Raw genomic sequence first — 14,303 nt, forward strand, 5'->3', positions numbered from 1 at the left:
TGCCGGCCGACGCGACAATGCTGCCTTAAAACTCCGTCACTGCGAGCCCGGCGAAGCAATCTAGACCGTCCCCGCACAGGGCTTCGGGATCGCTTCGCTGCGTCCGTCGTGACGAAAGAAGAGGCTGAGCCTTACTCCGCCGGCGCGATGCTCGGCGCCATGACCGCTTCGAGATGTTCGGGGCGGTCGCGGTTGACATGGGCGAGATATTCGTCGGCGACCTTGCGCAGGCGGCGGCTGAGCTCGCTGGAGACGCTGAGGCTGTCGAGCCGGGTGTTTTCGTGCACGATGGCCAGGATGGCGTTGATGTGATGTGTGAACAGCTCGGCCGGCACCTTTGCCAGGTCCGGTGCATGTTCGATCACCCGGCACAGGCTTTCCGCGATCCCCGCCGCCGACGGGAAGCCGAACGTCGCGGCATCGCCCTTGATGTCGTGGGCGGCGCGAAACAGCTCGCCGCGCCGGTCGTCGTCGAAACCGTCCTTCTGGATCGTGGCCCAGGCGGCGCACAGCCTCTCGACCTCGCTGGCCATCCAGTCCTTGAATTCACCGGCGAGCCCGGCGAGGGCCTGCTCGGCGCGGCCCACCGGGTCATCCATGTCCTTGGCTTCGACCCGCCGCAGCACCTTGCGCAACGGGTTGGGCTGCGTGATCACGTGATGCGAGGCGAAGGCCGTGACCTCGATGTCCCTTGCGCTGTTCTTCGCCATGATACCGGCCTCGATCGTGAGAGACGTTGCGCTAGATGGAGGAGCGGGCCTTGTCGAGCAGCGAGGGCTGCTGCAGCACCTCGTGCTTTTCGCCGACGCGGCGCTCGGGACCCATATAGGCGGAGTTGATGTTGCGGCGCCGGTCAGGACCGAAATAAGTCTTGGTCTTGATGAAGGGCCTGGGGTTGGCGACCACGTTCATGATGCGCTGGTAGAGGCCCTTGGCCGAGATCGGCTTGGCCAGGAATTCGGTGACGCCGGCATCGCGCGCGATGGTGACGCGGCGCTTCTCGGAATGCCCGGTCAGCATGATGATCGGCGCGTAAGGATTGCCCTTGGATTCCGGCTGCCGGATCATCTGCGCAAGCTCCAGCCCGTCGAAGATCGGCATCGCCCAGTCGGTGATGACGATGTCCGGCACGTAATGGCTGTACATCTCCAGCGCCGTGGCGCCGTCCTCGGCTTCATAGACCTCGCGCGCGCCGAAGGAATGCAGCAGCGTCCGCAAGATGCGGCGCATGTGCGGATTGTCGTCGCAGACGAGGAAACGCAGCTTGTTGAAGTCAATGCGGAACATGACGCCCGGGCCAAAGCGGTCAACTTTCGTTAACCATATCGTGCCGGCGGTTAACGAAGGGTTGAGGCCCGGACGTTCGTAGCCCCGGCGGGGCAGGGGCTCAGTAGCCGAACTGCTCACGCAGGATGCGCTCTTCCAGGCTGTGGCCGGGATCGAACAGCATGCGCATCGAGATGGTCCTGTCGGACAGGACCTCCACGCGGCGCACGTCGCGCACCTCGTCGTGGTCGGCGACCGCAGCGACCGGCCGCTTGTCGCCTTCCAGCACCTCGATCACGACGTAAGCGGTGTTGGGCAAGAGCGCACCGCGCCAGCGGCGGGGCCGGAAGGCGCTGATCGGCGTCAGCGCCAGGAGGGCGGCGTTGATCGGCAGGATCGGTCCCTGGGCCGACAGATTGTAGGCGGTCGAGCCCGCGGGCGTCGCGACCATGATGCCGTCGGCGATCAGCTCGGGCATACGCTCGCGCTCGTCGATCAGGATCCGGAGCCGAGCCGCCTGGTAGGTCTGCCGGAACAGGGCGACCTCGTTGATGGCGTGATGCACGTGGACGTGGTCGTTGACGTCGGTCGCGCGCATCAGCAGCGGGTTGATCTCGGATTCATGCGCGGCTTCCAGGCGGGCGCTCAGATCGTGCGTGGAATACTCGTTCATCAGGAAGCCGACCGTGCCGCGGTGCATACCGTAGATCGGCTTTCCCGTGCGCATGTTCTGATGAAGAGTCTGGAGCATGAGCCCGTCGCCGCCGAGCGCCACGACCACGTCGGCGTCGTCCGGTTCGCAATTGCCATAGCGCTCGGTGAGCTGGCTGAACGCCGCCTGCGCCTCGCTGCTCGGGCTGGCAACGAAGGCGATCCGGTCATATCGCGAGGGCTTTGTCATGGCTTCCGGGTAGGGCCGCTGGCTCGAGAAAGTTCCGCCGGGCTCGTCTATACGACCTGGGCCTCCATTGTCGAGGATCAAGGCCGCCAAAAGAAAAGGCGGCGACCCGAACCACCCGGCCGGCAGGGCTGCATGAACCGGGCCGGTGCGTAGTCGGGAGCTGGCAGCGGCAGCCCCGGGCGCGAGGCGTTGACCTGGCCCACCCTGACCTCGCCGAGGCTGTCCACGTGACCGGCATGATGGTCGCGCCGTGCGATGCCTCGGTCGCGGGCGAACGACAGGGCGCGACGACACGATCGCGCGGCCCGGCCGGACCCAGGCGGTGGATGGCTGCCGGGGACGAGATGCGCGCCGAACCCGTCACCACCGCGAGCGTGCCGGAATTTGTGTGGCGAGATGACGCAGTTTCGGTCGGCAAAGTTTGTGACGGGTGTCACGCGGCTGATCGGATCGCGAAAATACCTTGCTGTACAGCCGTTTCGACACATTGCTAGCGAGCGAGCTCGACGATAAAATCCGAGGAGAATTATTCATTTTGGGCTGGCGGCGCACATCGACCTGCGACGGGCAGGTCGTCTTATTTCGCGCCACTCGCCGCAGCGGAATGTTTTATGATCCGGCGGCTCACCGCAGCGTTGGCGATCATCGTCGGGACCTTTTCGTCGATGGTCCTGGCGTCGGATCGCGCCTTTGCCGAACGGCGCGTTGCGCTCGTCGTCGGCAATTCGAGCTACCAGTCGGTGCCGCAATTGCCCAACCCGGCGCGCGACGCGAATTCGATCGCGAAGATGTTTCGCGACGCCGGCTTCGACAATGTCGAAACGCTGGCCAACGTCGGCAACCTCGAGTTCAAGCGCGCCATCCGCAAGTTCGAAGCCACGGCGGACCAGGCCGATATCGCGGTGGTCTATTACGCCGGGCATGGCCTGGAGATCGGCGGCATCAACTATCTCATTCCGGTCGACGCACGGCTGGCGTCCGACCGCGACGCGGAAGACGAGGCGATTCCGCTCGAGCGGCTGGTCTCCTCGGCCGATGGTGCCAAGCGGCTGCGCCTCGTGATTCTCGATGCCTGCCGCGACAACCCTTTCATCGGCACGATGAAGCGGGAGCGGCGGAACATTGCAACGCGCGCGGTCAGCGGCGGTCTCGGCAAGGTCGAGCCGACCATGACCGACACGCTGATCGCCTACGCCGCGAAGGCCGGCTCGACGGCGGATGACGGTGACGGCGAGCACAGCCCGTTCACGACGTCGATCCTCAAGAACCTTCCGGTGCCCGGCCTCGACATTCGCCTGGCGTTCGGACGCGTGCGCGACGAGGTCCTGAAGACCACCGCCAACCGCCAGGAGCCCTATGTCTACGGCGCGCTCGGCGGCGGCACGATCTCGCTGGTGCCGGCGCCGGCTGTGCCGCAGGAGACGCCGGTCAGCGACGTCAAGGCGGATTACGAGCTGGTGCAGAAGATCGGCACCCGGCGGGCGTGGGAGGTTTTCCTGGCCACGCATCCAACGGGATTCTACGCGGAGCTGGCGCGTGCGCAGATGGACGCGCTGGGCACCCAGCCGCAAGCCCCGCCGGCCAGTGTACAGGTCGCAGCCTATCCGCAGGCCGCGCCGCCAAGCCGCGACGCTCCGCCCACGAAGGAACAGATCGAGTGGGACAAGATCAAGGATAGCGTCGACATTCCCGTGCTCCAGCGCTTCATCAGGCGCTTTCCCGATGCGCCGCTCGCGATCACCGCGCAGCAGCGCATCGACGTCCTGCGGCAGGCGATCCAGGAGCGCGAGGACAAGGCGCGCGCCGAACGCGAGGCCGCCCGGCTCGCCGCCGAGGAAGCCAGGCGCAAGGCGGATGCGGAGCGGGCTGAGCTTGCCGCGCAGAGGAAGCGCGAGGACGACGAGCGGCGCGCGCGCGAGGCGGAGGCGGCCGAGAAGGCGAGGGCGGTTGCCGCCGCTGCTGCCGCCGAGAAGAAACGTCAGGACGACGAGCGGCGTGCGGCCGCGGCCGAAGCCGAACGGCAGGCGAAGGCCGCAGAGGCCGAGCGCAAGGCGCTGGAGGCACGGCAAAAGGCCGAGCAGGCCGAACGCGATCGTGCGACCGCGGAGGCGGCAGCTGCGAAGGCGGCTGCGGACAGGCAGGCGCGTGCAGCCGAAGACGCGCGCAAGGCCGCCGAGCTCGCCGCGTCCAGAGAAGCGGCCTGCAAAGACCAGCAGGGCAGGCTGGACGCCATCATCGCCGGCGGCAGCGAAGGCGCCGGCATCGACAACCTGAAGGCATTCTCCCGGACCGTGACCTGCGACCGGCTCGGGCCGGTCGTCGTCGCTGCGATCGATCGCTTCAACGCGGAGGCCGCCAGGCGCGCGGCGACGCTGCCCAATTCACCGCAGCTCGTCACGTCGGCGCAGACCGAACTGGTCCGGCTCGGCTGTCTCACCGGCAAGCCCGATGGCACGCTGAGCGATCCGACCAGGGCCGCTCTCGCGCGCTACTTCGCGATCGGCGGCCAGCAGGTCGAGGCCGACAAGATCAGTGTGACCCAGGATCTGGTCGGCGAACTCACCAAGCACGCCACGCGCGTCTGTCCGATCCAGTGCAATAGCGACGAAACCCTGAAGGGAGACGTCTGCGTTGCCAATGAGCCGGCGCCGGCGGCAAGCGCCTCGCGCAAGAGCGATGACGAGGACAAGCCGCGCCGCAAGCCGGCGGCTCGCGAGGCCGATCGCGAACCGGCGAAGCGATCCCGGCCGGAGAACGACGCGCCCCGTGCCCGCCAGCAGGCGGTCGCGCGTCCGAGCATCGTGAACGGCGGCGGTGGTCACAGCACCATGATCGGGGTCGGGTTCTGAAACGTTTGTTCGCCGGCGGCGTTGGCCGGCCGGTGTCGATGTGACGGAAGGAGCGGAGCATGAACCGGTTTCATTCGCTGACGCTTGTTGCGGCCGTATCGGTGGCGATCATTGCGTCCTCGCCAGTGACGGCGGCCGCGGATCAGGGGATCCGGAGACCGGCAGCAAAGCCATTCACCTCCCGGCATCACGCCGCGCATGACGGGCAACGAGCAGGCGCGCGCGTGCGTCCGTCGACCCGCGTTGCCGCACTTCCTGTCGATGCCGGATGTCGCAACTCCTGGTGCGGTCGCGAATTCGTGTTGATGCTCGGCGTCGGCTTCTAGGCCCGCGCGCCCTTGGTTCGCCAAAGCGTCGCAATTGTTCGCCAGGTTTCGGGCCGTCATCGGCTGGCAACCAAGCGCAGCCGTGCGGGAGAGCAGTCATGATGGTGCGGTGGTCGGCACTGCGACGGGCCGGGTTGGTGCTGGCAACATGCGCGGTCGCGTTCTCGGGCTTTGCGCGCGCGGACGATCCACCGCAGCCGCGCCCGGAGGCGTCGGCCCCGGCCGGCCAGAAAGGTGGACGCGGCGGCGGTCAGAACGCATCGCAGGCCTCGCCGCCGGCCGCCGAGCAGCACCGTCTGCCGCCGGATTCGACCACGAGGCAGACCCTGGATCTGCCCGGCCGCACGCTGGCCTTCAGCGCGACCGCCGGCTCGATCCGCGTGTTCGACGACAAGGGCGAGCCGCTGGCCGATATCGCCTACACCTCCTATCAGCTCGAGGGAGCCGATCGTGCCACGCGCCCGGTGACGTTCCTGTTCAATGGTGGCCCCGGTGCGTCCTCGGCGTGGCTGCAGTTCGGCAATGCCGGGCCATGGCGGCTCCCGCTCGACGGCGAAGCGCTGTCGCCGTCGGCATCGCCCGAAGTCAAACCGAACGCCGAGACCTGGCTCGACTTCACCGATCTCGTCTTCATCGATCCCGTCGGCACCGGCTACAGCCGTTTCGTCGCGACCGGCGAGGACGCGCGCAAGCGCTTCTATTCGGTCGACGGCGACGTCAATTCGATCGCGCTCGTGATCCGCCGCTGGCTCGAGAAGCATGATCGGCTGACCTCGCCCAAATACGTCGCGGGCGAGAGCTATGGCGGCATCCGTGGGCCGAAGGTGGTGCGCCAGTTGCAGCTGCAGCAGGGCGTCGGCGTCAAAGGATTGATCCTGGTCTCGCCGCTGTTGGATTTCCGCGAGTTCTCCGGCACGAGCCTCCTGCAATATGTCGCGACGCTGCCGAGCTATGTCGCGGTGGCGCGCGCGGCCAAGGGGCCCGTCACGCGCGCCGACCTTGCCGATGTCGAGGCTTACGCGCGGGGCGAGTTCCTGGCCGATCTCGTCAAGGGCGAGGCCGACAAGGAGGCCACCACCCGGCTTGCCGACAAGGTCGCGGCACTCACCGGCATCGATCAGACGGTGAGCCGCGGGCTCGCCGGCCGCTTCGACGTCAGCGAATTCCGCCGCGAATTCGATCGCAGGAACGGCATGATAACCGGCCGCTACGATGCCTCAGTGCGCGGTCTTGATCCCTATCCGGATTCGGGCAGCTCCCGGTTCGGCGATCCCTCGGGGGATTCGCTTCAGGCTCCGTTGACCAGCGCCGCCGTCGATGTTCTCACGCGTAAGCTCAACTGGCGGCCGGACGGCTCCTACGAAGTGCTGAACGGCGCCGTCGAACGCGCCTGGGATTTCGGCCGCAGCACCAACCCGCCGCAATCGGTCTCGGATCTGCGCCAGATCCTGGCGACGGATTCGAAGCTGAACGTGCTGGTCGCGCACGGCCTGTTCGATCTTGCCACGCCCTATTTCGGATCACAGCGGGTGCTCGACCAGTTGCCGCCCTTCGCGACGCCGCGGGTGAAGTTCGTGGTCTATCCCGGCGGCCACATGTTCTATTCGCGCGATGGCTCGCGGCAGGCGTTCCGTGGCGAGGTCGAACGGATGATCAGACCGTAGGCCGTCGCTTCCGCGGCGGATATCTGCGCGCGATCTCCCGCGCCACGACGTTCTCCGGCTTGATGTGGGCGCCGCCCAGCCAGATGTCGCTGACCTTGCCGCGCCCGTCGCGAACGCGGCGCACGGGCTCGCCATGGCTCGAATAGCCGGCGGCCCAGGCCAGCTTGCCGGTATCGCGGCCGGTCACCTCGATCTCGGCGGCATCCATGAACGGATTGTTGAATTGCGGATTGGCGACGAGCACGCGGTTGCCGGCCGGCACCAAATCGTTAGCACCCCAGATCGTCCACCAGCGGCCGGTCCAGTCGCGCACGCGCCGGTCGGGCGCGCCGCGCGTCTTGAAGACGCGCAAGATCTGCATCGCGCCGTCCATCCAGAACGGTGCGGCGCCGTCGATGGAATTGCTGAGGATGCTGATGGCCAGCTCGCAGTCGGGGATGGCGCAGGTCCGAGAGATATAGCCCTGAAAGCCACCGCCATGACCGAACCAGTCCCAGCCGTCGGTCTTGCCGGCGTTGACGCCCAGGCCGTAATGGGCCTCGAAGCTTTGCGGCACACGCCAATGGTTGCGCGTCATCTCGCGGCGGCTCGCGACCGACAACACACTTTTCCTTGCGTTGGGCGCGAGCTGGGCGAAGAAGCGGGCGGTGTCGGCAGCGGTGGCGACGAAGCCCGCGGCTGACGCCATCGCATGCGCGGGATTGTCGCCAGGGATCACGCAGCGTTCCCCCAGCGGCAGTCGTCGCGTGTGACCGCGGGCGAACGCCGCGCCCTTGGGAAGCGGCGCATTGGGCTCGGTTTCGCGCAGGCCGGCGGGTTCGATGATCTCGCGTTTGATCCAGGCGGAGTAGGGCTCTCCGGTCACGGCTTCGATGACGAGGCCGATCAGGGCGAAGCCATGGTTGGAATATTTGAAGCGCGTGCCCGGCTCGATCGCGGTGGGCAGCTTCAGCTCCGCGAGCAGCTCCTTCGCGTTGAGATAGGGACGGCTGTCGATGAACTGGCCGGAATCGGCGCCGTCGCGCGTCAGCCCGGCGGTGTGCGAGAGCACCTGCGCAATCGTGGTCTCGGCGACGCGCGGATGCAGGCCGCTGACATATTCGCCGATCGGATCGTCGAGCCGGAGCTCGCGCTGCTCGCGCAGCTTCATGATCCCCGCCGACGTAAAGCTCTTCGAATGCGAAGCGATGCGGAAGCGGTGGCGCGGGGTCAGCTTCTCGCCGGTGTCGAGATTGGCGAGGCCGAAGGCATGTTCGGCCACGACTTCGCCGCGATGGACGAATGCGAGCAGGACGCCCGGCTGTTGAAACGTCTTCTGCTGAAATTCGATCCAGGAGCCGATGTAGTCGATCGCGGATCGCAGCCAATTGTCCATAGCGCACCAATATGCGGGGAGGATCGGTGCGAGAAGCTAGCCGAGAAAGTGGAACGGGCACAACCCGAAGGTCGTGCCCGTGCGCGTCAAACGAGGGTGCGATGTCTCAGTAGACGAGCGTCGCGCCGGTCGGCTTGTCGAGCGCTGCGGCGAGCGAGCGATATTCGGAGCTGTCGGTGCCGGCGAGCGAGGCGATCTTGCTCAGGTGATATTGCGCCTGCTCGCGATTGCCCTGCTCGAGTTGCCAGAGGCCGTAATACTGCCAGGTGCGGACGTGGTTCGGATCGTCCTTCAGCGCCAGCTCGTAATAGACCTTCGACGACTGGTAGTCGCCGAGCTTGCGATAGGAATAGCCGATCAGATTGGCGACATCGGCGACGTCGTCGCGCTTGAGCGACTTCAACTGATCGATCGCGCTCGTGTAGTCGTGTTGGTCGTAGATCGTCGTATAGGCTGTGCGATAGGCGGCCAGGAATTTGGGGTCGCTGACGGAAGAGCTCTTTTTCTTGCCCTTCGTGGTGGAAGTGTCCGACTTGGGCGGCGACGACGGTTCGTCGCTGCCGGCCGCATAGGCGCTGGTCAGCACCGGCGCGGCCGCCAGCGTCACGGCGACGAGTCCCGGCACCAGAAGCATTGAGAGTCTGCGCATCTGAATTCTCCCGTATGGAACGTGGCGATCCTACACGATTGCCCGAAGACCGGAACACCCGGACGGTCAAAACATTCCCGGCCGCCGGGCTGATTGGCCCCGCCGCAGATGAAAAACTTGTCATCGAGATGAACGGAAGCCGGCAACGCGCTTCAGACTGGGTTCAGTGCGCGCCCCCTAGGCTCGCACCTACGATCGAAGAGTTGGCGAGAGGGCGCCGCCTCAAGATCCTTCCAAGAGGAGACCAACCATGTTGAAGACGATTTCCGCAGCCTTGCTCGCAGCTTCCGTGATCGCAGCCCCGGCCTTCGCCGCCGAGACCGGCAAGACCACCACGAACACCACCGCGCCGGTGATCAAGGCCGACCAGACCCAGACCAAGGCGTCGAACACCGCAGCCAAGCCCGAGGCCGCCGTCAAGCCGGACTCCAAGGCCAAGGCGATGAACGCCAACGCCGCGGTCACGCCCGACGAACACAAGGCCGTGCGTGCGCACCGCCATCACCACAAGCAGGTGTCGGCGAAGAAGTCGCTGAAGGCGCAGCCGGACGTCACCAAGCCGGCGACCACCGAGAAGCGCAGCTAAAAGCTGAGCCCGCGAGGCGGCATTCCCGCATTGCCCCGCCGCCCCGCGTGGAGCTCAGGCCCGGCCCGTCTCGTCACGCCTCGCGCGAAAGCTCGCGGCGCTGACGGCGGGCCGGTGCGTCGTCCCGGGCGGCGTGCGGGCGAATTCCCTTTGCGCAACCTTGGGGCTAGAACGTCTTTCGGGACCACAACGCCGGAGAATTCGATCTGTGGGGCGATTGACGACACGTGTGGCGGCGCTCGTGCTGCCGCTGGGGCTGGCGGCATGTTTTGGCGGGGGCGGCGACCGTCCCTCCATGGCGGACGCAGGCCCTCAGCCGTTTCCCGACAATTTCCGCGGCGATGCGGTCGCGTTGATGCGCACCTATCTCAACAATCCGGTCGGTGTGCGTGAGGCCGGCATGGCCGACCCGGTGCTGCGCGAGGTCGGCGGACGCCAGTTCTACGTGAGCTGCCTGCGCTTTACCCCGCGTGAGACGGACGGCAGCTACAAGGGCGCGCGCGAGCGGGCCGTCGTCTATGTCAACGGACGTGGGGACCGCGTCGTGGAGCGGTCGAACGAGCTCTGTGCTGGAGCGGTTTACGCACCCTTTCCGGAACTGGAAAAGATGACGCGGTAGCGCAAAGCCCGCCTTCATCGCCGCGTGGTACGACACGGTCCGTCGGAGCCGCTGGATCACATTTTGGCTAGCCTTGAACGGGGCGGTTTTGCCTTGCGACAGATCGTTACGGCAGGCCTTCCTCCGACGACGAAATCTGTCGGTACAGGCAAATGTGACGGAACAAAATCGCGTCGTTGCCGTCCCGTCACACTCGCGAACGATCAACGTTCCGGCACCGCCGCGAAGCAACCAAATTCACGCCACGTTGTTTTCCGAGGGTCGAATTTGAAAGAACGGGGATGATCATGAGAACGATTTTGCTCGGTACGGTGGCGCTGATCGCGTTGGCGGCGCCAGCCGTGGCGGCGGACATGCCGGCGCGCACCTACACCAAGGCGCCGGCCTATACGCCGCCCCAGGTGATCTACAACTGGACCGGGTTCTACATCGGCGGCCATGTCGGCGGCGCGTTCGCCGGTGACGGCAGCTTCCAGTCGAGCGACGCCCGCTTCATGGGCGGCGTGCAGGGCGGTTTCGACTACCAGTTCGCGCCCAACTGGGTGATCGGTATCGAAGCCCAGTATTCCTGGCTGCCGACCAACAACAACGGTGTCACGTTCCCGCTGGGCACGCAGGTGACCTCCAGCACCGACCAGATCGGGTCGGTGACCGGCCGCCTCGGCTACACCTGGGGCCCGACATTGCTGTACGCGAAGGGCGGTTACGCCTGGCGCAACAACAATCTTGGCGTCAACGTCGCCGGCGTGCCGCAGACCTTCACCGCGACCGGCAACAGCAAGGACGGCTACACCGTCGGCGCCGGCCTCGAATACATGTTCGCGCCCAACTGGTCGGCCAAGGCCGAGTACCAGTATTACAATTTCGGCAGCACGACCTTCACCTCCGGGCCGGCCGACATCGTCGGCGTCCGGGGCCGGGAGGACGAGCATACCGTCAAGGTGGGTGTGAACTACCGCTTCGGCTGGGACGGTCCGTCGGCCTCGCGCTACTGATCCGCCCAAAGGCGACAAGATCTGACAAAGGCCGGCTCTGCCGGCCTTTCGTTTGTCCGGCGGTCGCCAATTCGGCCTCAATTGGCGCGTCATTTGCAGGCAAACATTCCCGGGCGCTTCTCACGCGCGTCATGGGGCCGCAGTAAATCAAAAATAATTTTTGCGATTTACGGAACTCGCGCTCCGGAACGCGTTAATATGAAAATTCCCGGGCTGGTGGGACAACGAACATGCGTATCTTGGCGTCGGTAGTGGTGGTCTCGTTTTTCGTCGCGCTGCCGTGCTCTGCACAGACAATCCTCAAATCCGAGCCTTTGCTGCTGGCACCTTACGAGGTGGCCTTCGTCAAGGACGCCTCCTGTCCGTCCGGCAAGGTGCTCAAGGTCACCGGGGCGATCCGGGGGCTGCATCGCCGGAAGGCCTGCGTGGCGCTCACCGGTGAGCAGGCGTCACTGGCGACCGCGACGCCCTGAGCGACCGGACCCACGGCCCGATCTCAGGAATTGAACTGAAGCTCGATCCTGGACTGCCGGTCGGCCTCCGCCTTGTTCTCGGCGGGGTCTTCGCCTTGGGCGGCCCGGCACGATTTGATCTCGTAATCATTGTCGAGCACGCGGCGCGGCCCGGGGCGCGCATCGTCGGTGCTGACGTCGACCACGAGACCGCTCCGCTGCGCGAGCTTCCAGACGTCGGCCTCGCTTGGATAGGTCTTGCTGATCTGGGCGTCGTTGCAGAACAGGGCGTAGGGCATGCTTCCCGCTCCCACAAAACCGATTAACGACTTGGGGGGATGGGACGTTCCGGCGAACCGTCTGATCACGGGACCGTGATCAAGTCGCCAGGCCGTGAGTCGTAAACGAGTCCTGAATCCCAAAAAAAAGAATCCCTGGGACTCCTCCGCCGGAATCAGCGGATGTTTCCGGCCATGACGATCGACCTGAAAACCTCCTGCAGGCACATGCTGCTGCCGCTGACGCTGGCACTGTTCGGTGCCTGCGCAGCCAATCTCTGGTTGGCGTGGTCCTGGCTCTAGGCGCCTGAGGTTGACGTCCCGGCCGGCGGGCGGGGCGGGGAATCTCGGAGGGCCGCGCGCAGCTTTGTCAGCGTCTCGGCGTAATATTCCTCACGCTCGCGCTCGAACCGCTCCTGATGTTTGCGGAAATTCGCAATACGGCCCTGCATCTCAGTGCGAAAATCGGTGCCGGCGCGCGGGGACGGCACGTAGGCTGGCCGGGGCGGCGAGGCAACCGGAGCCGGCTCGATCTCGACCGCTTTGACCTCGACCGTTGTGACTTCGAGCGTCTTGGCGCCGGCCGTTTCGGCGTCAACCGTCTTGGCGTCTACGGTCTCAGCCCCGATGGTCTTGGCCTCGACTTGGACCGCCTCCACCCTGACGGCTTCGACGGTGACGACCTCCACCGATACGCTCGGCGCAGCAGTAGGCGGCGAGGGAGCTTCGTCCTTCTTGCCGGTCACCGATTGGACAAAGGCAAGTGTCTGCGCGATCAGGGCGTCGCGTTCGTTGATCCACTTCATGATCCACCTCAGTTGCCTTCCATTCCAGCAAAGCGGTCCCGCCGAATCAAGCTTGCTGGCGAATCGTCTGCCTGTTTTTCCCGGTTTCTACCCTTTGCGTTGCACAAAAACCGTTCGGAAGCTGACACCAGCCTGACGGGCGGCCTCCTGGAAGGCTAATTCCTCGTAAGACTACCTGCGTCATTTGGTATCAAATCTTAACGTTGGCCGGTTCCAATGGCGCCGCTGGGGACTGCTTCGGGTCGTGTGGCCCGGAAAACCATCGGGCGGGCTGAGATGAAATTCCTGAACAATTTGAAGATCGTGTGGAAGGTCGCGCTGATCGTGGCCGTGATGGGATGTGCCATGGTGGCCGTCGCCGGCTTCGGCATGCGCGAGCTCTTTGCGACCGTCGATGGCTTTAACGAGCTCGCCGCCGCGCAGTCGGCGGCGCTCAACCTCACGCGCGCCCAGCGTCGCGTCGAGACCTATCATGCCGCGCTCTACGCGGTGTTCACCGAGACCACGGAAGCTGGCAACGCCAATCGCCTGAAGATCGCCAACCAGAACCGGAGCGAGGTCAGCCAGTTCCTGGATGCGGCCGAGCAGGACGACCCCGCGCGCGTCACCGAGATCAAGAGCCTGGGCGACCAGTTGAAGGGCGCGTTCGCGGGCTGCGATCCCGTGCTGCAGGCCGGCGCTGCCGCAAGCAGTTCTGAGGAAAACACCCGGGCGGCCGATCGTGCGCACAAGGAGTGCGATCCCCTGATCGACGCGGCCCTCGACCGTACGGCCGCGTTCACGGCCAAGACCGCCGAGCTGGTTGCCAAGCGCAAGGAAGCCATCGACCGCGACGCCCGGTCCGCGACCTGGACCGTGATGAGCGTCAGCGCTGGGGGCCTGATCGCGGGCATCGCGATCGCATTGTTCATCGGTCTCAAGGCGATGTCGCAGCCGATCGCCCGGCTCAAGCTTGCCATGGAGGGCCTTGCCCGCAACGACCTCAGGACCGAGGTGCCCGAGAAGGACCGCCACGACGAGGTCGGCGACATGGCCAGGACCGTCGAGGTGTTCAAGACCGGCGCGATCGAGGTCGAGCGTCTCAAAGCGGCGCAGGTCGAGGCCGAGCAGCAGGCGGCAGAGCAGCGCCGCCGCGACATGTTCAACCTGGCCGACGGCTTCGAGCGCGCGGTCGGCGAGATCATCGAGACGGTCGGCTCCGCCTCCACCGAGCTCGAAGCGTCGTCCTCGACGCTGGCAAGCACCGCCCAGCGCGCCCAGGAGCTCACCTCGGTCGTCGCGGTGGCCTCGGGCGAAGCCACCGGCAACGTGCAGTCGGTCGCGACCGCGACGGAGGAGCTGTCCTCCTCGGTCAACGAGATCAGCCGGCAGGTGCAGGAATCCGCGCGGATGGCGAGCGAGGCCGTCAACCAGGCCCGCACCACCACCGAGCGTGTCAGCGAGCTCTCGGTCGCGGCCACGCGCATCGGCGACGTCGTCGAACTGATCAACACCATCGCCGGCCAGACCAACCTGCTCGCGCTCAACGCCACGATCG

The 14,303-nt window shown here is 65.9% G+C and carries 14 protein-coding genes; 7 read left to right on the forward strand and 7 right to left on the reverse strand.

The features are described 5' to 3' along the window. Positions 1 to 131: 131 nt before the first annotated feature. From QM712_RS31080 to QM712_RS31090, 3 genes are all read right to left on the reverse strand, one after another. Entirely contained in the window at positions 132 to 710 is a 579-nt protein-coding gene (locus QM712_RS31080; RefSeq protein WP_415026972.1) for an Hpt domain-containing protein, read from the reverse strand. 31 nt (positions 711 to 741) lie between these two features. Then, positions 742 to 1,287, reverse strand: coding sequence for a response regulator (locus QM712_RS31085; protein ID WP_415026973.1), 546 nt, complete (start codon positions 1,285 to 1,287; stop codon positions 742 to 744). A 100-nt stretch (positions 1,288 to 1,387) separates the two neighbouring features. Then, positions 1,388 to 2,167: an NAD kinase gene (locus QM712_RS31090; protein ID WP_415026974.1), complete on the reverse strand. Its 780-nt coding sequence runs from the start codon at positions 2,165 to 2,167 to the stop codon at positions 1,388 to 1,390. Positions 2,168 to 2,778: 611 nt separating this feature from the next. On the opposite strand from QM712_RS31090, the gene QM712_RS31095 reads away from it, so the two are divergent. After that, complete coding sequence (locus QM712_RS31095; protein WP_415026975.1) at positions 2,779 to 5,016, forward strand: caspase family protein; 2,238 nt, start codon at positions 2,779 to 2,781, stop codon at positions 5,014 to 5,016. Between the two features lie 424 nt (positions 5,017 to 5,440). Beyond that, positions 5,441 to 7,006, forward strand: coding sequence for a S10 family peptidase (locus tag QM712_RS31100; protein WP_415026976.1), 1,566 nt, complete (start codon positions 5,441 to 5,443; stop codon positions 7,004 to 7,006). Here the strand turns inward: QM712_RS31100 and QM712_RS31105 are convergent. Beyond that, complete coding sequence (locus tag QM712_RS31105; RefSeq protein ID WP_415026977.1) at positions 6,996 to 8,381, reverse strand: serine hydrolase domain-containing protein; 1,386 nt, start codon at positions 8,379 to 8,381, stop codon at positions 6,996 to 6,998. The two genes, QM712_RS31100 and QM712_RS31105, sit on opposite strands and share 11 nt — an antisense overlap. A gap of 106 nt (positions 8,382 to 8,487) precedes the next feature. After that, entirely contained in the window at positions 8,488 to 9,030 is a 543-nt protein-coding gene (locus QM712_RS31110) for a tetratricopeptide repeat protein (RefSeq protein ID WP_415026978.1), read from the reverse strand. A gap of 250 nt (positions 9,031 to 9,280) precedes the next feature. Between QM712_RS31110 and QM712_RS31115 the strand changes: the two genes are divergently transcribed. The 4 genes from QM712_RS31115 to QM712_RS31130 all read left to right on the forward strand — a co-directional run bounded on the left by QM712_RS31115 (position 9,281) and on the right by QM712_RS31130 (position 11,703). Further along, positions 9,281 to 9,616, forward strand: a complete 336-nt coding sequence (locus QM712_RS31115) for a His-rich protein BRANT (RefSeq protein WP_415026979.1) — start codon at positions 9,281 to 9,283, stop codon at positions 9,614 to 9,616. Between the two features lie 208 nt (positions 9,617 to 9,824). After that, complete coding sequence (locus QM712_RS31120; protein ID WP_415026980.1) at positions 9,825 to 10,235, forward strand: hypothetical protein; 411 nt, start codon at positions 9,825 to 9,827, stop codon at positions 10,233 to 10,235. Between the two features lie 287 nt (positions 10,236 to 10,522). After that, positions 10,523 to 11,230 carry an outer membrane protein gene (locus tag QM712_RS31125; RefSeq protein ID WP_415026981.1) on the forward strand — a complete coding sequence of 236 codons (708 nt, stop codon included), beginning with the start codon at positions 10,523 to 10,525 and terminating at the stop codon, positions 11,228 to 11,230. Positions 11,231 to 11,460: 230 nt separating this feature from the next. Further along, the gene (locus QM712_RS31130; protein ID WP_415026982.1) at positions 11,461 to 11,703 is read left to right on the forward strand and encodes a hypothetical protein; all 243 of its coding nucleotides are present in this window, start codon (positions 11,461 to 11,463) and stop codon (positions 11,701 to 11,703) included. 23 nt (positions 11,704 to 11,726) lie between these two features. Here QM712_RS31130 and QM712_RS31135 read toward each other — a convergent pair whose 3' ends face one another. Further along, positions 11,727 to 11,981, reverse strand: coding sequence for a hypothetical protein (locus tag QM712_RS31135; RefSeq protein WP_415026983.1), 255 nt, complete (start codon positions 11,979 to 11,981; stop codon positions 11,727 to 11,729). Positions 11,982 to 12,259: 278 nt separating this feature from the next. Then, positions 12,260 to 12,766: a hypothetical protein gene (locus QM712_RS31140; RefSeq protein WP_415026984.1), complete on the reverse strand. Its 507-nt coding sequence runs from the start codon at positions 12,764 to 12,766 to the stop codon at positions 12,260 to 12,262. A 276-nt stretch (positions 12,767 to 13,042) separates the two neighbouring features. Between QM712_RS31140 and QM712_RS31145 the strand changes: the two genes are divergently transcribed. Continuing rightward, a partial coding sequence (locus tag QM712_RS31145; protein ID WP_415026985.1) for a HAMP domain-containing protein occupies positions 13,043 to 14,303 on the forward strand: 1,261 nt, incomplete at its 3' end.

The sequence above is a fragment of the Bradyrhizobium sp. genome, assembly GCF_047605465.1.
Classification (GTDB): domain Bacteria; phylum Pseudomonadota; class Alphaproteobacteria; order Rhizobiales; family Xanthobacteraceae; genus Bradyrhizobium.